The organism is Pseudomonas sp. PH1b (genome assembly GCF_000633395.1).
Classification (GTDB): Bacteria; Pseudomonadota; Gammaproteobacteria; order Pseudomonadales; family Pseudomonadaceae; genus Aquipseudomonas.
Genome location: NZ_AYMU01000004.1, coordinates 219,264 through 243,896, shown reverse-complemented (window position 1 = coordinate 243,896; position 24,633 = coordinate 219,264). Strand labels below are relative to the sequence as shown.

Sequence of the window (24,633 nt, the reverse complement as noted above, 5' to 3'; positions counted from 1 at the left end):
GTGGCCTTTTTTGTGCGCGGGTGTTTTGTCCTACCCTCACGCTCTGTAAAACTCCTTGCAGGTCCATGACTTAAGGTGGCCAGCCAGGTTTTCGACGTTAATTTGACCTCTGGGACCATTAACGGTTGACACTCGGTCGTTCATCTGTAGAATGCCGCCACACAGACGCGGGATGGAGCAGTCTGGTAGCTCGTCGGGCTCATAACCCGAAGGTCGTCGGTTCAAATCCGGCTCCCGCAACCAAACATCAAAAAAGGCTACTCGAAAGAGTGGCCTTTTTTGTATCTGTCGAAAAAGTCCTTTGGCAACAATGATCTGGCAATGTGTTGCGAACCTTTAGCAGCGCGTCGACTCTTCACCATGCAAGCTATGCTCTGTCTCGGGGCAACCACCTTGCGTTGATCGCGCAAGCTCGCCGGGCCACGGTGAGACGCGTTAATATTTGAAATTATTTTTTCTACAGGGATTGGTAACTTGGCTGGATACCCCCATCCTGTCGCGCACAATCCACGAGGTGATTGATGCGCGCCAACATGTCTGATTCACAAGACGCCGATACCGCTACCACCACTCAACCCATTACAGTCACTCGCTTGCGCTGGCTGGACCTGTTGAGCAAATACCGCCAGCCACTGGGCCTGGCCGTGACCCTGCTGCTGTTCGCCATCGCCCTGATCGCTTGCCGCCATCTGCTCAGCGAGCTGGACTTCTACGCACTGCACGACTCGATCCTCGAAGTGCCCAAACCGGCCCTGCTCGGTGCCTTGGGCGCGACCATCGTCGGCTTCATCATCCTGCTGGGCTACGAGTGGTCGGCCAGCCGCTACGCCGGAGTCAACCTGCCCGGCCGCGCCCTGGCCCTGGGCGGCTTCACCGCCTTCGCCATTGGCAACGCCATCGGCCTGTCGCTGCTGTCCGGTGGCTCGGTGCGCTACCGACTGTATGCCCGCCACGGGTTGGGGGCCGCCGATGTGGCCCATATGACCCTGTTCGCCAGCCTGTCCCTGGGCTGCGCCCTGCCCCCGCTGGCAGCCCTGGCCACCCTGAGCAACCTGCCTGCTGCCTCGGCGGCCCTGCGCCTGCCGGAAAGCCTGCTGGCGGGTATCGCCCTGGCCATCCTGCTGCTGGGAGCGGTACTGGCCATCGGCATCTATCGCCGTCGCCTGCCGGAACAGCCTCTGCGCGACAACCTGCTGGTACGGGTTGGCCGCCGCACCCTGCGCCTGCCCGGGCGTCGCCTGACCTTCCTGCAACTGATCATCACCGCCCTGGATGTCGCCGCAGCCGCCACCGTGCTCTACCTGCTGCTGCCCGAAGCGCCGCCGTTCGGCGCCTTCCTGCTGGTGTACCTGCTGGCCCTGGCCGCCGGTGTACTGAGCCACGTACCCGGTGGCGTCGGGGTGTTCGAAGCGATCCTGCTGGCAGCCTTCGCCGACAAGCTCGGCGCTGCGCCCCTGGCCGCTGCCCTATTGCTGTATCGCCTGATCTACGTGGTGCTGCCGATGCTGGTGGCCTGCGTCCTGCTGCTGATCAACGAAGCCCAGCGCCTGTTCCAGACCCGGCAATCGCTTCGGGTGGCTTCCGGCCTGGCGGCGCCGATCCTCGCGGTGCTGGTGTTCCTCTCTGGCGTGGTGCTGCTGTTTTCCGGCGCCACCCCGGAAATCGACACCCGTCTGCAACACATCGGTTTCCTGATTCCCCATCGCCTGGTGGACGCCTCGCACTTCGGCGCCAGCCTGATCGGCGTGCTCTGCCTGCTGCTGGCCCAGGGCCTGCGCCGACGCCTGTCAGCGGCCTGGATGCTCACCACCATCCTCTTGCTGGTAGGTGCCCTGCTCTCCCTGCTCAAGGGTTTCGACTGGGAAGAAGCCTGCCTGATGACCCTCACCGCCAGCCTGCTGGCCGTGTTCCGTCGTTCGTTCTACCGCCCCAGCCGCCTCACCGAACTGCCGTTCTCGCCGCTGTACCTGGTGGCCAGCGTCTGCGTGCTCGGCGCTTCCATCTGGCTGCTGCTGTTCGCCTATCAGGACGTGCCCTACAGCCATCAGCTGTGGTGGCAGTTCACCCTGGACGCCGATGCGCCCCGTGGCCTGCGCTCCTTGCTGGGCGCCGCGGTGCTGCTGCTGGTGGTGTCCCTGACCTGGCTGCTGCGTACCGCGCGCCCGGTGATCCACCTGCCCACCAGCGAAGAACTGGATAAGGCGGCGAAGATCCTCATGGCCTCGTCCCAGCCCGATGGCGGCCTGGCCCTGACCGGTGACAAGGCGCTGCTGTTCCACCCCAACGACGATGCCTTCCTCATGTACGCCCGCCGTGGCCGCAGCCTGGTGGCGCTGTACGACCCCATCGGCCCGACCCAGCAGCGCGCGGAAATGATCTGGCAGTTCCGCGACCTGTGCGACGTGCATCACGCACGCCCGGTGTTCTACCAGGTACGGGCGGAGAACCTGCCCTACTACATGGACATCGGCCTGACCGCGATCAAGCTCGGCGAGGAAGCCCGGGTCGACTTGCAGCGCTTTGATCTGGAAGCCAAGGGCAAGGAGATGAAGGACCTGCGCTACACCTGGAACCGCGGCACCCGCGACGGCCTGTCGCTGGAGATCCACGAGCCCGGACAAGCGCCGATGGACGAGCTGAAAGTGATCTCCGACGCCTGGCTGACCGGCAAGAATGTCCGGGAAAAAGGCTTCTCCCTCGGCCGCTTCAGCGACGAGTACCTCAAGCACTTTCGCATTGCCATCATCCGTTTTGAAGGACGCCCGGTGGCCTTCGCCAACCTGCTCGAGACCTACAGCCACGACCTGGCCAGCCTCGACCTGATGCGTGCGCACCCGGACGCTCCGAAGCTGACCATGGAATTCATGATGGTCGGCCTGATCCAGCATTATAAAAATCATGGATATGCCCGCTTCAGCCTGGGGATGGTGCCGTTGTCCGGCCTGCAACCACGGCGTGGCGCCCCCCTGACCCAGCGCCTGGGCTCGATGGTGTTCCGCCGCGGCGAACAGCTGTACAACTTCCAGGGCCTGCGCCGCTTCAAAGACAAGTTCCAGCCTGACTGGGAACCTCGTTACATGGCCGTGCCGGCAGGGCTGGACCCGCTGGTCGCATTGGCCGACACTGCCGCCCTGATTGCAGGCGGCTTGACTGGACTGGTGAAACGCTAATGATTCAACGCTCTTGGCGGTACCTGCTGGCGACCCTGGTGGTGCTGGCTCTGATTGCAGGTGGCGGCTACTGGTGGTGGAACCGCCCCGCCCCCGAACCGACCCTGGAACAACTGACCCAGGCCGACGGCTCGACCCTGACCCGCGTGACCCCTGGCACCCAGGCCAAGGCCCGGGTGGTGGTGGCGGTGCTACCTGACGCGACCCTGACCGACAAGCAACTGCTGGCCCTGAGCCGCAGCGGTGCGGCGCAGATCGTCCAGGTAGTGCTGCCCAAGGACGACTGCAAGCTGCAGGAACAAGCCCTGCAAAGCGCCCTGCCACAACTGGCCGGCCCGGCCACCCTGGTCAGCGGCATCGGCCCGGGCGCAGCCCTGGCCTGGCGCTGGATCGCCGGTCAGAACGACGACAAGGCCCAGGCCGTGTCGGTGGGCTTCACCATCAACCCGGCTCCGGGCTGCACCGATCCACTGCCCAAGACCCTGGCCCACGGCCACTGGCTGGTGGCCTGGAACGACAACCCGGATGACGAAAGCGCCGGCTTCGTGCGTGACACGCCCAACGCCACCACCAGCATCAGCGACTATGACATCCACCTGCCCCAGGTGCTGAACAACGAACTGCGCAAGCTGCTGGTGGGTTCGGACAACGGCGGCCTGAGCATCCCCGTGGTGGAAGTCCCGGCCGGCCAGGCCAAGGACACCGTGACGCTGTTCCTCTCCGGTGACGGCGGCTGGCGCGACCTGGACCGCGACGTGGCCGGCGAGATGGCCAAGATCGGCTACCCGGTGGTGGGCATCGACACCCTGCGCTACTACTGGCAGCACAAGACTCCGGAACAGAGCGCCATCGACCTCACCGAACTGATGCAGCACTACCGGCAGAAGTGGGGCACCAAGCGCTTTGTGCTGACCGGTTACTCCTTTGGCGCCGACGTCCTGCCAGCGATCTACAACCGCCTGCCGGAAGCCGAGCAACAGCGCATCGACGCCATTATCCTGCTGGCCTTCGCCCGCACCGGCAGCTTCGAGATCGAAGTCGAAGGCTGGCTGGGCAACGCCGGCAAGGAAGCCGCCACCGGCCCGGAAATGGCCAAGCTGCCAGCGGCCAAAGTGGTGTGCATCTATGGTGTGGAAGAGGTCGACGAGAGTGGTTGCACCGACAAGACCGCCGTCGGTGAAGCCATGAAACTGCCTGGAGGCCATCACTTCGATGAGAACTACCCGGCACTGGCCAAGCGCCTGGTGGATGCCATCGAGAAGCGCCAGGTCAAGGATCAGGCCAGCGCTCAAGAGTGAGCTGAACCTCGCCCCATCAAAGCCCCCGCAGCCTCAGGTTGCGGGGGCTTTTTAGTTCGACGCGCCAAGTTGCCTCGCTGAAGGCGGCCCAATAGCGGATGTCTCCCGCACAGGTTGTAGGCAAACTCCGAAAGTTGCGTAAGGGGGCGTTTTGGGCACTTTGCCGCCTTGCTGGCCTGCGCTTCGACGGGATAGGCTCCGGGTGTCTCTGATTCTTTAGCGACCGGGCTTGGAAACCCGAAGAGTTAAGCACAACAGCACCCCATCACGACTGCAGCGGCTTACCGCTGCAGCCCTCTGTTATGGCAGCTGTGCGTGGGACGCCTTTGGGCGTGCCGGTTCTTGACTCCCGGTTTTCCAACTCACGCATAGCTGCCACCCATTCGCTTGGAAACGAACGTGGCAACTTCTTTGAGTCAAGGGGTATGGCCATGAGCCAAAATAGTCCGCCTGCACCTCGTGAACTGAAAACAAACCGCCTCGCCCCTTTCATCTAGCGTTCCGACCTGCCGCCGTTCTTGATCTGCCCCGGCCTCCCCATTGGCAGACGCCCCGGCCCAAGCTTCCGACCTGCGGTCCCTGGCCAAGGCCTTTGCCGAGGACGCCGCCTACAGCAGGAACAGCAACCGTCACGCCTGAGCGGCGCACTACCTGACCGCCATGGGCAAGACGGTGGTGGACGATGTGCTGCAGGCGCTCGCGGCGTAAAGACCAAGGGCGATCTCGGGGCCGGTGGGCTCAGGGAGAAACCGTCCTGTCATCAGCATCGATATTGACGGCCAGGCCGTTATCGCGAGCAAGCTCGCTCCTACAGGGCCGAGAAATGAAAAAGCCCCCGCTGCGGCCAGGCAACGGGGGCTTTTGTTGGCTCGGGGTTACATCTCGACCTGGGTGCCCAGTTCGATCACCCGGTTCACCGGCAGCTTGAAGAAGCGCAGGTTGCCGTTGGCGTTCTTCAACATGAAGGCGAACAGCGCTTCGCGCCAGCGGGCCATGCCTTCGAGCTTGGAGGCGATCACCGTCTCGCGGCTGAGGAAGTAGGTGGTGCGCATCGGGCTGAAGTCCAGTTCATCCAGGTGGCACAGCTTCAGGGCTTCCGGCACGTCCGGCTCGTCGGTGAAGCCGAAGTGCAGGATCACCCGGAAGAAACCTTCGCCATAGGAATCCACCTCGAAGCGCCGCTGGGCGGGCACCCGGGGAATGTCTTCGTAGACCACGGTCAACAGCACCACTTGCTCATGCAGCACCTGGTTGTGCAGCAGGTTGTGCAACAGCGCGTGGGGCACGGCGTCTGGGCGCGCGGTGAGGAACACCGCGGTGCCCTGGACCCGATGCGGCGGCTGCACGCGGATGCTGCCGATGAAGATCGGCAGTGGCAGGCCGCCTTCGTCCAGGCGATCCACCAGCAGCTCCTTGCCGCGTTTCCAGGTGGTCATGAGGATGAACAGCACGATCCCCGCCAGCACCGGGAAGGCACCGCCCTGGACGATCTTCGGCACGTTGGCGGCGAAGAACAGCCCGTCCACCAACAGGAAGCCCACCAGCACTGGCACCGCCAGCACGGGCGGCCATTTCCACAGCAGCAGCATCACCGCGGCCACCAGGATGCTGGTGATCAGCATGGTGCCGGTCACCGCCACGCCGTAGGCCGAGGCCAGGGCGCCGGAGGACTCGAAGCCCAGCACCAGCAGGATCACCCCCACCATCAGCGACCAGTTCACTGCGCCGATATAGATCTGGCCCTGCTCGGCGCTGGAGGTGTGCTGAATGTGCATGCGCGGGATGTAGCCCAGCTGGATCGCCTGGCGGGTCAGGGAGAAGGCCCCGGAAATCACTGCCTGGGAAGCAATCACCGTGGCCAGGGTCGCCAGCACCACCAGTGGGATCAGGGCCCAGCCCGGCGCCAGCAGGTAGAACGGGTTGCGCGCCGCCTCGGGGTTCTCCAGCAGCAGCGCGCCCTGGCCAAAGTAGTTCAGCACCAGGGCCGGCAGCACCAGGGCGAACCAGGCACGGGCAATCGGCTTGCGGCCGAAGTGGCCCATGTCGGCGTACAGGGCCTCGGCACCGGTCAGTGCCAGCACCACGGCGCCGAGAATCGCCACGCCCATGCCCGGATGGACAATGAAGAAGCGCACGCCCCACACCGGGTTCAGCGCTTGCAGCACTTCCGGGTGCTGGAGAATGCCGTTGACTCCCAAGCCTCCCAACACCAGGAACCAGGCCACCATCACCGGGCCGAACAGCTTGCCGATGCGATCAGTGCCGTGTTTCTGGATCAGGAACAGCGCTACCAGCACCACCAGCGCCAGGGGCACCACCCAGTGCTCCAGGCCGCTGAACGCCAGCTCCAGCCCTTCCACCGCTGACAGGACCGAGATCGCCGGGGTGATCATGCTGTCGCCATAGAACAGCGACGCGCCGATCAGCCCCAGGATCACCAGCACCGAGCGCAATCTCAGGTAGGAAGCCGATGCACGCCGGGCCAACGCCGTCAGGGCCATGATCCCGCCCTCGCCCTGGTTGTCGGCCCGCAGGATGAACAGCACGTACTTGATCGAGACGACCCAGATCAAGGACCAGAAAATCAGCGCCAGGATGCCGAACACCCCATCGTGATTGACCTGGACGCCGTAACTACCGGAAAACACCTCTTTAAGGGTGTAGAGCGGACTGGTGCCGATATCGCCGTACACCACCCCCACCGCCGCCACCAACATCCCCAGAGGCTTAGCCCCGGAGTGCTCGCCACTCACCGCCTGACCGCTTGCCTGACCCATCAATGACTCCTACTACCAAGACCGGGGCTTCTTATATAGAAAGCGCAAGGTTATACAAGGGCTATTCTTTAAACTTGTGCAGTTTTCCAGGTAACTTGCAGGTTTTTATTACCACTTGCGGCCTAACTAACGCCGTATGAAAACCACCGGGTATAACGGAAGGAAGCATAGTCCAGCGCTCGTCGTATTTCCCCTGCATAAAGCTGGTCAAGCGCCTCGACCATCGCTAGAATTGCGCACTTTTTGATCAGAGGCGCAGCCAGCGCCCAAGCGTCGCACTTGCCCCCCAAGTGATTCGACACCCCATACCGAGGTTAGACATGTCCACCCCCTCCGCGCCGGCCAACCCGAAAGTCGGTTTCGTATCCCTGGGTTGCCCAAAAGCTCTGGTCGACTCCGAGCGCATCCTTACTCAACTGCGCATGGAAGGCTATGACGTCGTGTCCACCTACCAGGACGCCGATGTCGTGGTGGTCAACACCTGCGGCTTCATCGACTCGGCCAAGGCCGAATCCCTGGAAGTGATCGGCGAAGCCATCAAGGAAAACGGCAAGGTCATCGTCACCGGCTGCATGGGCGTGGAAGAAGGCAATATCCGTGACGTGCACCCTAGCGTGCTGGCAGTGACTGGCCCGCAGCAGTACGAGCAAGTGGTCAGTGCGGTGCACGAAGTGGTGCCGCCGAAACAGGACCACAACCCGCTGATCGACCTGGTGCCACCCCAAGGCATCAAGCTGACCCCGCGGCATTACGCCTACCTGAAGATTTCCGAAGGCTGCAACCACAGCTGCAGCTTCTGCATCATCCCGTCGATGCGCGGCAAGCTGGTCAGCCGCCCGGTGGGCGATGTACTCGACGAGGCCCAGCGCCTGGTCAAGTCCGGGGTCAAGGAACTGCTGGTGATTTCCCAGGACACCAGCGCCTATGGCGTGGACGTGAAATACCGCACCGGCTTCTGGAACGGCGCGCCGGTGAAGACCCGCATGACCGAACTCTGCGAAGCCCTGAGCACCCTGGGCGTGTGGGTCCGTCTGCACTATGTGTACCCGTACCCGCACGTGGACGAGTTGATCCCGCTGATGGCCGCCGGCAAGATCCTGCCGTACCTGGACATCCCGTTCCAGCACGCCAGCCCGAAAGTGCTGAAGTCGATGAAACGCCCGGCCTTCGAAGACAAGACCCTGGCGCGGATCAAGAACTGGCGCGAAATCTGCCCCGAGCTGATCATCCGTTCGACCTTCATCGTCGGCTTCCCCGGCGAAACCGAGGAAGACTTCCAGTACCTGTTGAACTGGCTGACCGAAGCCCAGCTGGACCGCGTCGGTTGCTTCCAGTACTCGCCGGTGGAAGGCGCTCCGGCCAACGACCTGGACCTGGAAGTGGTCCCGGACGAGGTCAAGCAGGACCGTTGGGAGCGCTTCATGGCGCACCAGCAGGAAATCAGCTCGGCACGCCTGCAACAGCGCATCGGCAAGGAAATCGAAGTGCTGATCGACGAAGTCGACGAAAACGGCGCGGTCGGCCGCTGCTTCTTCGACGCCCCGGAAATCGACGGTAACGTGTTCATCGATGGCGCCGGCGACCTCAAGCCGGGCGACAAGGTCTGGTGCCGGGTGACCGACGCCGATGAATACGACCTCTGGGCCGAAACCCTGTAAGGCGTAAAAAACTGCCAAGCCCCGCTCTCGCCACGAGATGCGGGGCTTTTTTCGGTCTATCGTTTGCTTCTGGCGGGCCTGCAATCACTGCAGCCGATCACACAAGAGACAGGCGCATGCGCCAACATCCGGTCATCCATACCCCCAAGCTCAGCGACTACCCGGAACTGACCCAGGTCTGGGAGGCCTCGGTACGCGCCACCCACGACTTTCTCCCGGACAGCTACATCGAACTGCTCAGAAAGCTGGTGCTGAGCCGCTACCTGGACGCGGTGATGCTGATCTGTACGAGGGACCCACGCCAGCGCATCACCGGTTTTGCCGGGGTCGCAGCGGGCAAGGTCGAAATGCTGTTCATCGACCCGGCCCACCGTGGCCAGGGCCTGGGCCGGCAACTGCTGCATTACGCGGTAGAGCACCTGAATGCCCAGCAACTGGACGTCAATGAACAGAACCCGCAAGCCCTGGGGTTCTACTTCAAGCAGGGCTTCGAGGTCATCGGTCGCTCCGAACAGGACGGCATGGGCCAGCCCTACCCGCTGCTGCACATGCGCCTGAAGCAACCCTTGCTGCAGGCCCGGCGCGGCTAATAGCCACAGCCGGAAAATCGATGGGCGATTAACCGGCGCCGGGCAGGTACAATGGCTGCCCCCTTTTGTTACGGCCCCTGTCATGACCGACCCGATTCGTCTCTCCAAACGCCTCATCGAACTGGTTGGCTGCTCCCGCCGGGAGGCCGAGCTGTTCATCGAGGGCGGCTGGGTCACCGTAGACGGCGAAGTCATCGACGAACCGCAGTTCAAGGTCGGCACGCAAACCGTCGCCCTCGACCCCGAGGCCAAGGCCACCGCGCCAGAGCCGGTGACCATCCTGCTCAACGTGCCCGCCGGCCAGGACCTGGACAGCGCCCTGCAGTCCATCGGCGCCGACAGCCTGTCCGAGGAGCATCGCTATGGCAAACGTCCATTGCGCGGGCATTTCCTGCGCCTGACCGCCAGCGCTGACCTGCAGCCCAACGCCAGCGGCCTGCTGGTGTTCACCCAGGACTGGAAGGTGCTGCGCAAGCTGACCGCCGACGCTGCCAAGATCGAGCAGGAATATGTGGTCGAGGTCGAGGGCGAGATGATCGACCACGGCCTCAACCGCCTGAACCACGGCCTGACCTACAAAGGCCGCGAGCTGCCGCCGGTGAAAGCCAGCTGGCAGAACGAAAACCGTCTTCGCTTCGCCATGAAGAACCCGCAGCCGGGCGTGATTGCGCTGTTTTGCCAGGCCGTCGGCCTCAAGGTCGTCGCCATCCGCCGTATCCGCATCGGCGGCGTGTCCATCGGCAAGGTGCCGCTGGGCCAATGGCGCTACCTGTCGGCCAAGGAAAAGTTCTAAGCCCCATTTCGGCGCCGTGCCCTCTGTGCGGCGCCAACACGCATTGATCAGGACACTAGACATGATTCATAACGATGTACTGCGCAGCGTGCGCTACATGCTCGACATCAGCGACAAGAAAGTCGTCGAAATCATCCAGCTCACCGGTTTCAAGGTCAGCCTGAACGACGTCGTCAGCTACCTGAAGAAGGATGAGGAAGAAGGTTTCGTGCACTGCCCAGACGAAGTCATGGCGCACTTCCTCGATGGCCTGGTGATCTTCAAGCGCGGCAAGGACGACAGCCGTCCACCACTGCCGATCGAACTGCCGGTGACCAACAACATCATCCTGAAGAAGCTGCGGGTGGCCTTCGAACTGAAGGAAGATGACATGCACGCGGTGCTCAAGGCAGCCGACTTTCCGGTGTCCAAGCCTGAGTTGAGCGCGTTGTTCCGCAAGTTCGGCCATACCAACTACCGCCCATGCGGCGACCAACTGCTGCGCAACTTCCTCAAGGGCCTGACCCTGCGTGTCAGAGCTTAAGACAGCCGCATGCTTCAAGCTGCAAGTTCAAGGCTTGTAGCTTGCGGCTTGCAGCTCAAAGCTTGAGGCTTGCCAAATGACCTACAGCGTTTCCCCCATCGGCTTCGTGCGCTCCTGCTTCAAGGAAAAGTTCGCCATCCCGCGCCAGCCACAACTGGCGCCAGCCGCCCGCGGCGTCCTGGAACTGGTGGCGCCCTTCGATCAGGGCGATGCAGTGCAGGGGCTGGAGCAGGTCAGCCATGTCTGGCTGCTGTTCCTGTTTCACCAGGCCCTGGAAGACAAGCCGCGACTCAAGGTGCGCCCGCCGCGCCTGGGAGGCAACAAGTCCATGGGGGTGTTTGCCACCCGGGCCACCCACCGGCCCAATGGCATCGGCCAGTCGGTGGTCAAGCTGGACAAGGTCGCGGCCAACCGCCTGTGGATCTCCGGCATCGACCTGCTGGATGGCACGCCAATTCTCGACATCAAGCCCTATGTGCCCTACGCGGACATCATCTCCACGGCGAGCAATGAGATCGCCAGCGCCGCGCCACAGATTATTCCGGTGCAGTGGCAGGACATTGCCCTGCAACAGGCTCAGATCCACGCTCAGCGCCTTCAGGAGCCATTGGTGGAGCTGATCGAGCAATGCCTGGCCCAGGATCCGCGCCCGGCCTACCAGGTGCCCACTGCCGAGCGGGAGTACGGTGCCCAGTTCTGGGACCTGGACGTGCGCTGGCATTACCCCGAGCCAGGGCTGATCCGGGTACTGGAAGTGGTCCCCGCAGGCTGAATCCCGGAAACGAAAAAGCCCGCGCTGCCTGGAAAGGCAACGCGGGCTTTTCTGTGTCTGCTAGCCGCCCAGGCAGCGCGAATGCGTTGCCCGGGCGCTCTTCGCGAGCAAGCTCGCGCCTACTTTTCGACGAACGCGCGCTCGATCAGGTAGTCGCCCGGCTCGCGCATGCGCGGCGAAACGGTCAGGCCGAAGCTGTTGAGCACTTCGCTGGTTTCATCGAGCATGCTCGGGCTGCCGCACAGCATGGCGCGGTCGTCCTGCGGGTTGATCGGCGGCAGGCCGATGTCGCTGAACAGCTTGCCGCTGCGCATCAGGTCAGTCAGGCGGCCTTCGTTCTCGAACGGCTCGCGGGTCACGGTGGGGTAGTAGATCAACTTCTCACGCAGGGCTTCACCGAAGAACTCGTTCTGCGGCAGGTGCTCGGTGATGAATTCGCGGTAGGCGACTTCGTTGACGTAGCGTACGCCGTGGCACAGGATCACTTTTTCGAAACGCTCGTAGGTTTCCGGATCCTGGATCACGCTCATGAACGGCGCCAGGCCGGTGCCGGTGCTGAGCAGGTACAAATGTTTGCCCGGCTTCAAGTCATCCAGTACCAGGGTACCGGTTGGCTTCTTGCTGATGATGATCTCGTCGCCTTCCTTCAAATGTTGCAGCTGGGAAGTCAACGGACCGTCTGGAACCTTGATGCTGAAGAATTCGAGATGCTCTTCCCAGTTCGGGCTGGCAATGGAGTAAGCACGCATAAGCGGACGGCCATTGGGCTGTTGCAGGCCGATCATCACGAACTGACCGTTCTCGAAGCGCAGACCCGGATCGCGGGTGCACTTGAAGCTGAACAGAGTGTCATTCCAGTGATGAACACTGAGGACACGCTCGTGGTTCATGTTGCTCATGTACGGGGGCTCCTAGAAATTGCCTGCGCTGACCATGAGCGCAATTGCACAGCATTCTAATGGCGGCGACAATATCTGTTAACTGGATTATTAAGATAAGGGTTATCGGTTATATCGATATGCGATTTACTCTCCGTCAACTGCAAGTCTTCGTCGCCGTCGCCCAGCAAGAGAGCGTTTCTCGTGCTGCCGGGCTGCTGGCCCTTTCCCAATCGGCGGCCAGCACCTCGATCACCGAGCTCGAGCGCCAATCCAGTTGCCAACTGTTCGACCGCGCCGGCAAGCGCCTGAGCCTCAACGCCCTGGGCAAGCAACTGCTGCCCCAGGCGGTGGCCCTGCTGGACCAGGCCAAGGAAATCGAGGACCTGCTCAATGGCAAGTCGGGATTCGGCTCCCTCTCGGTCGGCGCCACCCTGACCATCGGCAACTACCTGGCAACCCTGCTGATCGGCAGCTTCATGCAACAGCACCCGGAAAGTCAGGTGAAGCTCCATGTGCAGAACACTGCGCATATCGTGCAACAGGTCGCCCATTACGAAATTGATCTGGGTCTAATTGAAGGTGACTGCAGCCACCCGGATATCGAAGTGCAGTCCTGGGTCGAGGATGAACTGGTGGTGTTCTGCGCGCCCCAGCACCCCTTGGCCAAACGCGGCCAGGCCACCATGGAGGAGTTGACCCATGAAGCCTGGATTCTTCGCGAACAGGGCTCCGGAACCCGCATGACCTTCGACCAGGCCATGCGTCATCACCGCAGCGCGCTGAACATTCGTCTGGAACTGGAACACACCGAAGCCATCAAGCGCGCGGTGGAATCGGGATTGGGGATTGGCTGCATATCGAGGCTGGCGCTGCGGGACGCATTTCGTCGCGGCAGCCTGGTGCCGGTGGAGACGCCGGGCCTGGACCTGGCCCGGCAGTTCTACTTCATCTGGCACAAGCAGAAGTACCAGACCTCGGCCATGCGTGAATTTCTCGAGCTGTGCCGCGCCTTTACCGCCGGGGTGCAACGCAGCGACGAAATCGTCCTGCCGAGCATTCCCTAGCTCAGAGCAGGATCACCGCCCAGACAATGGTGATCATGCTCAAGGCGACAAACTGCGCGGCGCTGCCCATGTCCTTGGCGTTTTTCGACAAGGGATGGCGATCCAGGGAAATCCGGTCGATGGCCGCTTCCACTGCCGAATTGAGCAACTCGACAATCAGCGCCAGCAAGCACACGGCAATCAGCAGCGCCCGCTCGACCCGGCTGACATTGAGCAAAAAGCTCAGGGGAATCAGGATCACGTTGAGCAACACCAGCTGACGAAATGCCGCCTCGCCAGTGAACGCCGCGCGCAAGCCATCGAACGAATAGCCGGCGGCGTTAAGGATACGTTTAAGACCGGTTTGACCTTTGAAAGGCGACATAAGCTGGGCAACTGCAGAAAAAGGAGTGGGGAAGCTAGTTCAACAAAAGTCAAAAAAGCGTGAACAAACAGCCGATCAATGGCTGGAAATTGACTCAAGTTGTTGCAGCAGCAGCGCCGCCTGAGTGCGGGTACGCACTCCCAACTTGCGGAAGATCGCCGTCACATGCGCCTTGATCGTCGCTTCCGAGACACTCAACTCATAGGCGATCTGCTTGTTCAACAAGCCCTCGCAGACCATGGTCAAGACTCGGAACTGCTGGGGTGTCAGGCTGGCCAATCCTTCGCTGGCAGCCTTGACCTCGGCCGAGACACTGACCTCCTCAAAAGCCTGTGGCGGCCACCAGACATCGCCGTCGAGCACACTGCGCACGGCCTGCTGAATGACCTCCAGAGAACTGGACTTGGGAATGAAGCCACTGGCCCCGAACTCACGGGAGCGCACCATGACGCTCGCCTCTTCCTGCGCCGACACCATCACCACCGGAATTTGCGGGTACTGCCCGCGCAACAGCACCAGGCCGGAAAAACCATAGGCGCCGGGCATGTTCAAGTCCAACAGCACCAGGTCCCAATCGGCTTTTTCAGTGAGGCGGGCTTCCAGTTCGGCAATGCTCGCCACTTCCACCAGGCGCACATCGGGCCCGAGCCCCAGAGTGACAGCTTGATGCAGGGCTCCGCGAAACAGCGGATGGTCATCGGCAATCAGGATTTCGTATGTGGCCATTTTTCAGATGATCCTGTTTTTCATGGCAGGACTGATGCATTCAATCCTCACCAAAGCAACACGGGAGCGCGCCAGAATTCGGCACCCGAAGAGCACAAACACCGCGAAAAACCTGCACGGCGCGCGGGTCGAAACAGCGCTGGCGCCCTAATCGGCGCCAAGCATGCCCAGCGAAGCCGGGGTGGTCAAGCATGAAGCTTTGCGGCATCGTAGCCGGCTAACTAATAAGAGAGCCATCATGCGAAGCCAAGCCTTGCGTGCCGATGTCCTGATGCTGATTACTGCGGTCATCTGGGGTTCGGCGTTCGTCGCACAAACCTCCGGTATGGATCACATCGGCCCCTTCCTCTATTCCGGCCTGCGCTTCGCCCTGGGCTCGCTGTGCCTCTTGCCACTGGTGCTGCGCAGAACTTCCGCCGATCGCCAACCCGAGCCCTTGCTCAATCGCGGATTGTTGCTGGGCGGTGTACTGATGGGCCTGGCCCTCGCCCTGGGAATCAACCTGCAGCAAGTCGGGCTGATGTTTACCAGTGTCACCAACGCCGGGTTCATCACGGGTCTCTATGTCATTGTAGTGCCGCTGCTGGGGCTGTTGATCGGCCACAAGACTGGCCTGGGAACCTGGCTCGGCGCCGCACTGGCCGTGGTGGGCATGTTCCTGCTGAGCGTCGGTGACAGCTTTCATGTGGCTTCGGGCGATTGGTTGCAATTGATCGGCGCCTTTGTCTGGGGCGGGCACGTCATCCTGGTGGGTGTATTCGCCAGCCGGCATGACCCGATTCGCCTGGCATTCCTGCAATTTGCCACCTGCTCGGTGGCAAGCCTGATCCTGGCACTGTGCCTGGAGCCGATTCACTGGGACGCGATTGTCGCCGCGGGCCCTGCGATCCTCTACGGCGGGGTGATTGCCGTCGGCATCGGCTACACCTTGCAGGTGATTGCGCAGAAGGATGCGATTGCGTCACACGCCGCGATCATCCTGTCCCTTGAGGCGGTATTTGCCGCCATTGCCGGGGCCTGGCTGCTGGATGAGTCACTGCAGATGCGCGGCTACTTCGGCTGCGCACTGATGCTCTGCGGGATGCTGGTGGCCCAGCTATGGCCGCAGAAGCCCCAGCTGCCTCCCACTACGACACAAAAGGCTTGAGACGGGCATGCACCTCGTCATCCGGATCGATCGCTTTCTGGAACTTCGCCGACAGGTAGTGGGTACTGAACACATCCAGGTAGGCATCCACTACCTGGCTGACTTGTTCGTCCCCTGCCAGGTCCAGGCATAGGGCCGCCACTTCGGCGGTGCAGAAGTGATCATCACGCTTGGAACGGCGCAATTTGTAGCGCGAGAGCTTTTCGGAGGACAGGCTCAAGACCGGCAAATGCTCCAGGTAAGGACTCTTGCGGAACATCTTGCGGGCTTCGCTCCAGGTCGCATCCAGCAGGATGAACAGTGGGCGCTTGCCCGGCTCCTGCCTGACTTCGCCCACCACCCGCTCAGGCGCCACAAACTCCCCCGGGAAAACGATATAAGGCTGCCATTGAGGATCGGCGAGCAATGCCAACAACTGCGGATCGACCTCAGTACGGGCCCAGTGAAACGCCCAGGTGTCAGCAATCACATCGGCAATCAGCCAACCGGTGTTGCTCGGCTTGAGCGGTTCGACATCATGCATCACCAGGCACATGGCCGACTTGGCACTGACACTCGGCCGCCAGGCACACAGGCAATGGCTGGGAATCACCCGACAGCGCGAGCAACGTTCAGCCCGTGAGCCCCGTGCGAAGAAAGGCTTGAGCGAACGCTCCATACGTAAATCACGTAGACGGGATACCGCATGGCTCATCGCGGGCCACACCGGTACAGCAAAGGAATAGACACGGGAAACACTCAAGAGGGTAAAAAGTCGGACAAGTTTATCAGAGCTATCTGTTCAAACCTGTACCGCCTGCCTGGCACTCCCCCTATAATTCGTCGCCACTGAACGCACAGTCGAGTGGCGGGTCGAAGCATCAGTCACTGCACCAGGAGAGTTTCATGTTGCGCTTTACCATCCCTACCGTCGCCCTGCTGCTGGCCCTGCCCCTGGGCGTCCAGGCTGCGTCCCTGCAAGAGTTCGAACTGGGCAAAATGCTGGAAAAGGTCGCTGCGGAGAGCAACGTCGGCACTCCTCGGGAAATCAACGAGAACATTCTCGACCAGGGTTATACCGTTGAAGGCAAGGAACTGATCAACCACCTCAGCGTGCAGGCCGGCCACGCTGAACAGATGCGCGCCAACCCCAAGGCGGTCTACCTGCAACTAGGTGCCAGTGTTTGTCGCAACCCCAACTACCGCAAATTGATGGCCAAGGGCGCCATCATGCGGTACGAGTTCACCGAAAACCGCACCAACCGCCCGGTAGCCTCGGCGCGCTTTCAGGAGTCGGACTGCCCTTCGCAGGGTGCACAAAAGAAAAAGTGATCACGAACGGGTAGCGCGCCGCTGTTGATCATCGGCGCGCAACTCCGCCACCAGGGCCTGCAAATAACGCGAGGGCCGTTCTTCTGCGGCCAATCGGCGCCGACACTCTTGCTCCAGGCTCAAATGATGGGCCGCGGCTGCAGCTTGCAACAGCTGATACAGCGACGTATCGATATCCAGCATGACAGTCGTCATCCCTGCCTCCATGCCCTCGGCTGCACCGGTGAAAGCACCCTCGCCCTTGCCGGAGCACTTGCTCCTGAACCTGGGCTGTACCTTAGTAAATCAGAGCCTCGAACCCTTGCCACGCCTCCTGACCAGCGGCGCCGAGCCCCGTGGAATCAGCAAGAAGCGGTTGCCAGCCCAGACTTCATGGGCACATGATAAAGGCCTGTCCGAAACATGCCATTGATGGCTTATGGGCGGTTCAGGAGGCCGCCCCTTGGCGTCTTGCAGTGCAGTTGTTTTCTCAATAAAGGAAAGCAGGACCTCTGTGGATGACTTGAGCACTGCCCGGCAACTGTCAGCAGTGATCACGTTAGAAGAAGGCTCACCCGTTGAGCTGAGCAGACAGCGACACAGGCAGTGTCGTGGCACGTTCGAATATCTCGGCCGTGCACAAGGTTCTGTGCAGAAGGAGAATCTGAATGCCCTACCCATCGAACGATCTTTCAAACCGTCACATTGACAACGGCGGTGTCGACCTCACGAACCTGGTCGAATCACAGCTCAACCAGATTGCCCCCAACAGCCCCAATCTCCCCCTGTATCGCGACATGGTCCTGACCATCCTGCGAATGGCCGCGGACGACCTCAACCGCTGGAACGCCAAGATCACCCTGCAGGCGCTGCGCGAACTGGAACACGCTTTTCGGGTACTGGAACAGTTCAAGGGCCGACGCAAAGTGACGGTATTCGGCTCGGCACGCCCCCCCAGCGAACACCCGCTCTATGCCATGGCCAGGGAATTGGGAGCGGCTCTGGCTCGATCTGACCTGATGGTCATTACCGGCGCCGGCGGCGGCATCATGGCCGCAGCCCACGACGGTGCTGGGCTGGATCATAGCCTGGGATTCAACATCACCCTGCCTTTCGAGCAACATGCCAATCCCACGGTCGGCGGCACCGACAACCTGCTGTCATTCCATTTCTTCTTTACCCGCAAGCTGTTCTTCGTCAAGGAAGCCGACGCCCTAGTGCTCTGCCCCGGTGGTTTCGGCACTCTCGACGAAGCCCTGGAAGTACTGACCCTGATCCAGACCGGCAAAAGCCCACTGGTACCGGTGGTGCTGCTCGACGTGCCTGGCGGGCAGTTCTGGCAAGGCGCCCTGGACTTTATCCATAACCAGTTGGAGGCCAACCGCTACATCCTGCCCAGCGACATGAAGCTGGTCCGCCTGGTACACAGCACCGAAGAAGCCGTCGAGGAGATCCAGCAGTTCTATGCCAACTTCCACTCCAGCCGCTGGTTGAAGCAGCAGTTCGTCATCCGCATGAACTACAACCTCAATGAACAGGCCCTGCTGTCTATGCAGACGGTATTCGCCGACCTGTGCCTGAGCGGTCAATTTCAGCAACATGCCTACAGCGCAGAGGAACACGACGACGTGCAATTCAGCCACCTGGCACGGTTGTCATTCGCCTTCAATGCCCGAGATAACGGCCGGCTGCGCGAGTTGATCGACTTCATCAACCTGCCAGAGAACTGGTCCAGGCCTCAACCCAAGGCCAATCAACGCGAAAGAGAAACCAGCAAAACCATCTGACCACCGCCGGCGCCCGCTGCATCATGCAGCGGGTATGGCGTCAGTCGTCGATGTTTCGGCCACTCAACAAGCGGCCGATCATTTCCATGGAATAGCCGCGATAACTCAGAAAACGCCCTTGTTTGGCACGCTCCCGGGCATCCACAGGCAACTGCCCAGAAAACTTGCGCCGCCAGACATCTTGCAGTTGCTCCTGCCAGTCAATACCGCACTCGCGCAAGGCGAGTTCGATATCGCTGCGTTGCAAACCACGCTGGCTGAGTTCTTCACGGATACGCAAGGGTCCATATCCCGAACGGGCACGGTAGGACACAAAGCTTTCAAGGTAACGGGATTCGGACAGCAGCCCATCCTCCGTCAAACGGTCAAGGGCGGCTTCGATCATTTCAGGAGGGGCGCCGCGCTGACGCAGTTTACGCGTCAGCTCGACTCGACCGTGCTCGCGTCGCGCGAGCAGGTCCATTGCAGTTCGCCGCACCGCGACGAGGGTATCGAGTACGGCGGTCATTGGATCAATCAGATATCAGCGTCAGCCATGTCGTCTGACGTTTCTTTGACCGGGTTGGCCTTGACGTCTGGCGAAGCGGTCAGCAGCTTGTCGCGGATCTGCTTCTCCAGCGCGTTGCCGATCTCCGGGTTGTCCTGCAGGAACTTGGCCGAGTTGGCCTTGCCCTGACCGATCTTGTTGCCCTGATAGCTGTACCAGGCACCGGATTTTTCCAGGAAACCGTGCAGCACACCCAGGTCGATGATCTCGCCGTTGAGGTAGATACCCTTGCCGTAAAGAATCTGGAACTCGGCCTGACGGAACGGCGGAGCCACCTTGTTCTTGACGATCTTGACCCGGGTTTCGCTACCGACTACTTCGTCGCCTTCCTTCACCGCGCCGGTACGGCGGATGTCCAGGCGAACCGAAGCGTAGAACTTCAGCGCGTTACCACCGGTGGTGGTTTCCGGGCTGCCGAACATCACGCCGATCTTCATGCGGATCTGGTTGATGAAGATCACCAGGCAGTTGGCGTTCTTGATGTTACCGGTGATTTTACGCAGCGCCTGGGACATCAGACGGGCTTGCAGGCCCACGTGCATGTCACCCATTTCGCCTTCGATTTCAGCCTTGGGCACCAGGGCCGCCACGGAGTCGACGATGATCACGTCAACCGCGTTGGAGCGCACCAGCATGTCGGTGATTTCCAGGGCCTGTTCGCCGGTGTCCGGCTGGGACACCAGCAGGTCATCGACATTGACCCCCAGCTTGCCAGCGTATTCCGGATCCAGTGCGTGCTCGGCGTCGACGAATGCACACGTGGCGCCGGCCTTCTGTGCCTGAGCGATCACCGACAGAGTCAGCGTGGTTTTACCGGACGACTCAGGACCGTAGATTTCAACGATACGGCCTTTTGGCAGGCCGCCAATGCCCAGCGCGATGTCCAGACCCAGAGAGCCGGTGGAAATGGCCGGGATCGCCTGACGGTCGTGATCGCCCATACGCATTACGGCACCCTTGCCGAATTGACGTTCGATCTGACCCAGGGCCGCAGCCAAGGCTTTCTTCTTGTTGTCGTCCATTAAAGTCCTCACGTAATCAATAAGGCCTGACGGCCAACACCTGTATAAGTAGCCAGTATTATTCCACAGCGTTCGAGGATCGCCTACCCCTGATTTGCGATTTCTGCCGCGGCATGTTGCAGCAACCCCTCTAACGCGGCCTTCACCGTTTGTCGGCGGACCTCATCACGGTTGCCGGGAAAGTGTCGACACTCGGTGGTCAGCGTCTCTCCCGCGCCCCAGGCCAGCCACACCGTACCCACTGGCTTCTGCGCGGAGCCACCGTCGGGGCCGGCGATGCCACTGACGGCCACAGCGAAACGCGCATGGCTTTTGGCCTGAGCGCCCAGAACCATCGCCTCGACCACTTCGCGACTGACTGCACCGACCGACGTGAACAACTCCGTCGGCACATTCAGTTGCTGGGTTTTCTGCCGATTGGAATAGGTGACATAACCGGCCTCGAACCAGGCCGAGCTTCCCGGAATTCGCGTAATGGCCTCGGCGATCCCCCCGCCTGTGCAGGACTCCGCCGTGGTGACGTGGGCATTCAGAACCTGCAGACGCCTGCCGAGTTCAGCGGCAAGCTGGGTAATTTCTTTCACAGTCCTCTCCTGATGGGGCTGGCGTGTGCCTACCGTACACCAGGCGAGGTGGCTTGCAAGTGACAGGTTGTCAGGAAACCGGACGGCTCTGGAACACTGCTTCAACTGAACCTTGCGAGCATGCTTCAAGAAGCAGGAAGGCGCTCGTGCGAGATCGCGCGCGCCCGGCAGAAAGGTCAGGCCAGCAAGTCCCAGGTCAATGCGATTGCGCCGCCCGGAGTCGACGCGTATGCCCACAACGCCTGGCCCACGGGAATACGGATCGGGTATGGCATGACAATCTCGGAGTCACTGCCGGAAATGGTAGAGCCATTGCCAGAGAAGATGACGGCCGCATTGGAAATGGAAGAACCGGTCGGCCCCACATACAGGTCGACGACGCCTGTCGAGGTCTTGATCAAGCCCGTCTGGATGATCAGGCCACCTGTGTTTTGAGCAGCCGAAACGTTCTCCACAATCCCTTATGGGAATACGGTAATGAAGTGCTTGCCCATGGTTACTGCGTTCATATTTTTCACCTTTGAATGGCATGGTCGGTCACGGAAAGTGCCGTTTTCATGTCGCTCAAGGGCGATGAATTCGAAGCTCATGGCTTTCTCAATGGGCAAGCCGCGACGGCAAACCCACCGAGCTCTCGAAGAGGATCGGCAAAAGCCCCGCACCATCGCGAGGCTCCCGCAGGCTTTTAGAACACGTTATTCCAGGTGTAACTAGCCGTTTGCCACCTGTGATCCGGGTAGAAGACACGCGGAGGCTTGATGGTGGGGGTATAGCCGAAACGGGCCCAGATCGGCCGCTCGGTCACGATGGTGAAGCTGCCGTTGGCCTGCAGGCGAATGGTTGCGCCAGGACGGCCGCTCGTACCGCTTTGCCACACAACGGCATTGCTGGCCGTGTAGATCACCAGGTTGCCGTCTTCCTGCATGACGCAGCGCACACCCCCTTTGTTCTGGGTATAGGTCGCCCAGACAACGCTCGTGTTGGGACCGTAGACCACCAGGTTGCCATCGCCCTGGAAGACCAGGGAATGATCGCCCGCACGGTAGAACTGGCCCGGTACCAACTCCGTAGCGCCACCGATGATCATGGCCGCCCCGACTGCCGGAGTGAACACGCGACCGTTGGGTGCATACCAGTGCGGGATGGTGTCGACGGTCACGATGTTGCCGTCATCCTGAACCTGAGTGAAGGCACGCAAGGACGCATCCTCGCGAGAGCCCATGGTGGGATCGCTCGGTGTCGTCGACCAGATACGGCCACGCAGCGGGTCATCCAGGACGAAGCCATAGTTCATGAAGACCATCATCGGGTCTTTCTTGTTGCCCTTGCTCACATTGGTGAAGGGAGTGTTCTGGTCAGCGACCCAGGCCAACTGCGCACCGTCATAGAGCGCGAGATTGCCATCTGGCTGAAAGAGCAACTTGAAGCGCTTGTTGGGCGACTGCAGATACTGGTTCGGCGCCATGTAATAGCGAGCCGGGAGTACAGAAGAACCGTTATCGGTAAAGTCGTATCGAATCCAAGCCATAGTGATACCTATTGAGTCGAGTGATCAGTCGCGGGGAAGTCCGCTCCCATGTCGCTCATAGGCGATTGCCCGAGGCTCGAGGCCTTCACATGGTTCAAGGTTCCACAGCGGGAACACTTGATCTGGAGCTCAGTAAACTCACCCACGCGGGCGAGAAGCCGTTTGCAATGACCGCACCTGCATTCTTTTAACATCTAAAAATCCATTTAGTTTCAACCACTTAACGCGATTGTAAAAAGCCGCGACAGTGATCCATTTGCATACAAGCCTCAAGGCCGTCGTTGCATCGCCGGAGCACCTTGCAACAACGCCTGGGACTCCCGCACCCACTGCTGCAACGCCCTCAATTGCTCGGTATTGGCGTGGCATTGGCTGTAGTTGTCGACGACGCTGGCGGCGACGGTAGAGAGTGCAAGGCCCGAGGCGCTGCCATCAGTGACGCTGGGGCCTGCGGCCAGGGGCAGGTTGGCGGCGCCGGCGTCGTGCACCCGGACAAAACCGTCAGGCACGACACAAGCGTCATCCGCAGTTTTAGTGACATAGATAGGAACCTCTTTGATAAGGCTGGCGCCCGCCTGGTGGACCTTGACGATGCGATCGACGTACTCGACCACCACCTTTTCCTTGACCGTGCCCAAAGCCTGGCCTTGCTCAAAGGATTGCCTGAGCCGAGTCTCTTCAAGCGCCTGGTGGTTAATCCGCTCATTACTGGCACCGCTGACGTAGCCGAGGGCATAGAGCAGCCCGGCCGCGATGACGATGGCCAACCAGTTGCGTAGGTTCATCGCAAGGCTCCTTTGCCGAGATGAAGGACGAGATTCGGTAGCGCTGCGTTCGCCCCCAAAGAGGCGCCGCGGTTGATAGGACTGGACGCCTGCAGCCCGTGTCGCCCGAACCAAACCCGACTCTGTGGCAGCGCAGAAATACCTCCTGCCTACCGCTCAGATCGCCGGCAGACACAACACCGCCCGCGCCCTGGCCCAGAGCTGCAGGCGATCCTGCAGGCCGTTCAGACCGCCATTGATCCGCCGGGTAATGCTGTTGAACTCGTCGCGATCAGCCAGGGCATTGAGCCCGCCACGCTCCCAGAACCAGGCTGCCGATTCGGCAGCCCATTGCGCTTGCTCCAGCAACTCCGGCAATTCCAGCAGGCGTTCATCGCCGAACAGCCCGAGGCTGCATTGGCGATAGTTGCTGCGGCCGGTGATCTGGATCAGCCCACGCCCGCGATACCGCTGGCCATCGCCATCGGCCTCAGGTGTATTGCCCAGGCGCGCGGCGAGAGTGCCGGTGTCGTACTTGCTCAGGTATTGATCACTGCCGAGCTCGCGCACGTATTGCAGTTGCCCGGATTCGTGGCCGATCTGGGCGAGAAAGGCCGCCTGGCGCTTCGGCGTATCGATCTGCCGGTGGGCCATGGCGGTGTTGAGTGGAGAAACAAAAACGCCCGCTTGGCGGCGGGCGTTGGGGAGGATTTGTTGCAGTTGTTGTTCGGTGATAGGCATGGTCTGGTTTTCGAGGTTGGATAAAAAACGCCCCGACAATGCGGGGCGTCTACTCGGTCTGCTCGGCGGCCCAGGAAGGCGCCACAGGACGGTACTGGGTATCCGGAAAATCCGAGGACTGTGGCCAGTCGCGCAAGGCCTGCAGATACACAAGCAGCTCCTTGAATTGAACGGCCGTGAGTGTCGTCGTCGCTTCGATTTCCAGCTGATCGTGGTGACGCTCACGCAGCCACATCAACGAAGCCAACTCGGTATCACGCCAATTGCGCTCGCTACCCTGAGTCGCAGGCAATGATGCGGTTGCACTGTTGATGTAGGCTTGCACCTCTTGTTCGGACATCGGCACCAGATGGCTCGGAATGAAGTGCGCGAGGGCATCGTCATCATAAGCATGGACATTGTTTGCCTGGGGGTTATGGAAGTACTTCATGTACGTAGCTCCGACCAAAGCGGACTAACCGCATTATTAAGCGTCACCGAGTAGGTGGCACCGGCCGGTACAACGAACGTTGTGTAATATGCAATATTTGTCACAGTCACCCCCCCGCAAGTAGCAGAAACTGCACCGGAGTTTATTGATACCTGGACCTGAATTGGGCGGCCAGTG

Annotated in this window: 28 protein-coding genes and 1 tRNA gene; 14 read left to right on the top strand and 15 right to left on the bottom strand. The window is 61.1% G+C overall.

Features of this window, described 5'->3' with window-relative positions:
• The first annotated feature begins 166 nt into the window (after window positions 1-166).
• From U873_RS0107915 to U873_RS37500, 4 genes are all read left to right on the top strand, one after another.
• Window positions 167-243 (top strand) — tRNA-Met (locus U873_RS0107915).
• A 278-nt stretch (window positions 244-521) separates the two neighbouring features.
• A complete protein-coding gene (gene mprF / locus U873_RS0107910; protein ID WP_025127732.1) occupies window positions 522-3,170 on the top strand; it encodes a bifunctional lysylphosphatidylglycerol flippase/synthetase MprF in 2,649 nt (882 codons plus the stop codon).
• On the top strand, window positions 3,170-4,468 hold the full coding sequence (locus U873_RS0107905; RefSeq protein ID WP_025127731.1) for a virulence factor family protein: 1,299 nt from the start codon (window positions 3,170-3,172) through the stop codon (window positions 4,466-4,468). The genes mprF and U873_RS0107905 overlap by 1 nt, the downstream gene beginning before the upstream one ends.
• Before the next feature lie 540 nt (window positions 4,469-5,008).
• Window positions 5,009-5,107 (top strand): hypothetical protein, encoded by a 99-nt coding sequence (locus U873_RS37500; RefSeq protein ID WP_371261286.1) that lies wholly within the window; start codon window positions 5,009-5,011, stop codon window positions 5,105-5,107.
• A 236-nt stretch (window positions 5,108-5,343) separates the two neighbouring features.
• Here U873_RS37500 and U873_RS0107895 read toward each other — a convergent pair whose 3' ends face one another.
• Window positions 5,344-7,185 carry a potassium transporter Kup gene (locus U873_RS0107895; RefSeq protein ID WP_371261291.1) on the bottom strand — a complete coding sequence of 614 codons (1,842 nt, stop codon included), beginning with the start codon at window positions 7,183-7,185 and terminating at the stop codon, window positions 5,344-5,346.
• A 380-nt stretch (window positions 7,186-7,565) separates the two neighbouring features.
• On the opposite strand from U873_RS0107895, the gene rimO reads away from it, so the two are divergent.
• The 5 genes from rimO (at window position 7,566) to tsaA (ending at window position 11,581) form a co-directional block, all read left to right on the top strand.
• Window positions 7,566-8,903, top strand: coding sequence for a 30S ribosomal protein S12 methylthiotransferase RimO (rimO, locus tag U873_RS0107890; protein ID WP_025127729.1), 1,338 nt, complete (start codon window positions 7,566-7,568; stop codon window positions 8,901-8,903).
• 116 nt (window positions 8,904-9,019) lie between these two features.
• A complete protein-coding gene (locus U873_RS0107885; protein ID WP_025127728.1) occupies window positions 9,020-9,493 on the top strand; it encodes a GNAT family N-acetyltransferase in 474 nt (157 codons plus the stop codon).
• Window positions 9,494-9,575: 82 nt separating this feature from the next.
• On the top strand, window positions 9,576-10,286 hold the full coding sequence (locus U873_RS0107880; RefSeq protein WP_025127727.1) for an rRNA pseudouridine synthase: 711 nt from the start codon (window positions 9,576-9,578) through the stop codon (window positions 10,284-10,286).
• A gap of 61 nt (window positions 10,287-10,347) precedes the next feature.
• Window positions 10,348-10,809 (top strand): DUF1456 family protein, encoded by a 462-nt coding sequence (locus tag U873_RS0107875; RefSeq protein WP_025127726.1) that lies wholly within the window; start codon window positions 10,348-10,350, stop codon window positions 10,807-10,809.
• A gap of 76 nt (window positions 10,810-10,885) precedes the next feature.
• Window positions 10,886-11,581: a tRNA (N6-threonylcarbamoyladenosine(37)-N6)-methyltransferase TrmO gene (gene tsaA / locus U873_RS0107870; protein WP_025127725.1), complete on the top strand. Its 696-nt coding sequence runs from the start codon at window positions 10,886-10,888 to the stop codon at window positions 11,579-11,581.
• Window positions 11,582-11,700: 119 nt separating this feature from the next.
• On the opposite strand, the gene fpr is transcribed toward tsaA, so the two are convergent.
• Window positions 11,701-12,480 carry a ferredoxin-NADP reductase gene (gene fpr / locus U873_RS0107865; protein WP_007923929.1) on the bottom strand — a complete coding sequence of 260 codons (780 nt, stop codon included), beginning with the start codon at window positions 12,478-12,480 and terminating at the stop codon, window positions 11,701-11,703.
• A gap of 119 nt (window positions 12,481-12,599) precedes the next feature.
• Between fpr and U873_RS0107860 the strand changes: the two genes are divergently transcribed.
• Complete coding sequence (locus U873_RS0107860; RefSeq protein ID WP_025127724.1) at window positions 12,600-13,526, top strand: LysR family transcriptional regulator; 927 nt, start codon at window positions 12,600-12,602, stop codon at window positions 13,524-13,526.
• Window position 13,527: 1 nt separating this feature from the next.
• Here the strand turns inward: U873_RS0107860 and U873_RS0107855 are convergent, their stop codons facing one another.
• Together U873_RS0107855 and erdR are read right to left on the bottom strand one after the other, a co-directional pair.
• Complete coding sequence (locus U873_RS0107855; protein ID WP_025127723.1) at window positions 13,528-13,890, bottom strand: diacylglycerol kinase; 363 nt, start codon at window positions 13,888-13,890, stop codon at window positions 13,528-13,530.
• Between the two features lie 75 nt (window positions 13,891-13,965).
• A complete protein-coding gene (gene erdR / locus U873_RS0107850; protein WP_025127722.1) occupies window positions 13,966-14,616 on the bottom strand; it encodes a response regulator transcription factor ErdR in 651 nt (216 codons plus the stop codon).
• Between erdR and U873_RS36610 the strand changes: the two genes are divergently transcribed.
• Together U873_RS36610 and U873_RS0107840 are read left to right on the top strand one after the other, a co-directional pair.
• Entirely contained in the window at window positions 14,609-14,767 is a 159-nt protein-coding gene (locus U873_RS36610; protein ID WP_157838069.1) for a hypothetical protein, read from the top strand. The two genes, erdR and U873_RS36610, sit on opposite strands and share 8 nt — an antisense overlap.
• An 87-nt stretch (window positions 14,768-14,854) precedes the next feature.
• The gene (locus U873_RS0107840) at window positions 14,855-15,763 is read left to right on the top strand and encodes a DMT family transporter (protein WP_025127721.1); all 909 of its coding nucleotides are present in this window, start codon (window positions 14,855-14,857) and stop codon (window positions 15,761-15,763) included.
• Here U873_RS0107840 and U873_RS0107835 read toward each other — a convergent pair.
• On the bottom strand, window positions 15,744-16,457 hold the full coding sequence (locus tag U873_RS0107835) for a tRNA-uridine aminocarboxypropyltransferase (RefSeq protein WP_025127720.1): 714 nt from the start codon (window positions 16,455-16,457) through the stop codon (window positions 15,744-15,746). The genes U873_RS0107840 and U873_RS0107835 overlap by 20 nt on opposite strands.
• 191 nt (window positions 16,458-16,648) lie before the next feature.
• On the opposite strand from U873_RS0107835, the gene U873_RS0107830 reads away from it, so the two are divergent.
• Complete coding sequence (locus U873_RS0107830; protein WP_025127719.1) at window positions 16,649-17,074, top strand: quorum-sensing-regulated virulence factor family protein; 426 nt, start codon at window positions 16,649-16,651, stop codon at window positions 17,072-17,074.
• Here the strand turns inward: U873_RS0107830 and U873_RS0107825 are convergent, their stop codons facing one another.
• Window positions 17,075-17,269: a hypothetical protein gene (locus U873_RS0107825; protein ID WP_025127718.1), complete on the bottom strand. Its 195-nt coding sequence runs from the start codon at window positions 17,267-17,269 to the stop codon at window positions 17,075-17,077. It lies immediately after the preceding gene.
• Window positions 17,270-17,721: 452 nt separating this feature from the next.
• Between U873_RS0107825 and U873_RS0107820 the strand changes: the two genes are divergently transcribed.
• Window positions 17,722-18,840 carry a TIGR00730 family Rossman fold protein gene (locus U873_RS0107820; RefSeq protein ID WP_025127717.1) on the top strand — a complete coding sequence of 373 codons (1,119 nt, stop codon included), beginning with the start codon at window positions 17,722-17,724 and terminating at the stop codon, window positions 18,838-18,840.
• Window positions 18,841-18,880: 40 nt separating this feature from the next.
• On the opposite strand, the gene recX is transcribed toward U873_RS0107820, so the two are convergent.
• The 9 genes from recX to U873_RS35065 all read right to left on the bottom strand — a co-directional run bounded on the left by recX (window position 18,881) and on the right by U873_RS35065 (window position 24,456).
• Complete coding sequence (gene recX, locus U873_RS0107815) at window positions 18,881-19,348, bottom strand: recombination regulator RecX (protein ID WP_025127716.1); 468 nt, start codon at window positions 19,346-19,348, stop codon at window positions 18,881-18,883.
• 8 nt (window positions 19,349-19,356) lie between these two features.
• On the bottom strand, window positions 19,357-20,409 hold the full coding sequence (gene recA / locus U873_RS0107810; protein WP_025127715.1) for a recombinase RecA: 1,053 nt from the start codon (window positions 20,407-20,409) through the stop codon (window positions 19,357-19,359).
• A gap of 83 nt (window positions 20,410-20,492) precedes the next feature.
• Window positions 20,493-20,993 (bottom strand): CinA family protein, encoded by a 501-nt coding sequence (locus tag U873_RS0107805; protein WP_025127714.1) that lies wholly within the window; start codon window positions 20,991-20,993, stop codon window positions 20,493-20,495.
• Between the two features lie 176 nt (window positions 20,994-21,169).
• Complete coding sequence (locus U873_RS36605) at window positions 21,170-21,448, bottom strand: hypothetical protein (protein ID WP_157838068.1); 279 nt, start codon at window positions 21,446-21,448, stop codon at window positions 21,170-21,172.
• Window positions 21,449-21,678: 230 nt separating this feature from the next.
• Complete coding sequence (locus U873_RS0107795) at window positions 21,679-22,521, bottom strand: putidacin L1 family lectin-like bacteriocin (protein WP_025127712.1); 843 nt, start codon at window positions 22,519-22,521, stop codon at window positions 21,679-21,681.
• Window positions 22,522-22,529: 8 nt separating this feature from the next.
• The gene (locus U873_RS35070) at window positions 22,530-22,715 is read right to left on the bottom strand and encodes a Com family DNA-binding transcriptional regulator (RefSeq protein ID WP_081818619.1); all 186 of its coding nucleotides are present in this window, start codon (window positions 22,713-22,715) and stop codon (window positions 22,530-22,532) included.
• A 75-nt stretch (window positions 22,716-22,790) separates the two neighbouring features.
• Window positions 22,791-23,306, bottom strand: a complete 516-nt coding sequence (locus U873_RS0107790; protein WP_029978240.1) for a hypothetical protein — start codon at window positions 23,304-23,306, stop codon at window positions 22,791-22,793.
• A gap of 156 nt (window positions 23,307-23,462) precedes the next feature.
• Window positions 23,463-24,026, bottom strand: coding sequence for a glycoside hydrolase family 19 protein (locus U873_RS0107785; RefSeq protein ID WP_025127709.1), 564 nt, complete (start codon window positions 24,024-24,026; stop codon window positions 23,463-23,465).
• Between the two features lie 49 nt (window positions 24,027-24,075).
• Complete coding sequence (locus U873_RS35065; protein WP_025127708.1) at window positions 24,076-24,456, bottom strand: phage tail assembly chaperone; 381 nt, start codon at window positions 24,454-24,456, stop codon at window positions 24,076-24,078.
• Window positions 24,457-24,633 lie beyond the last annotated feature (177 nt).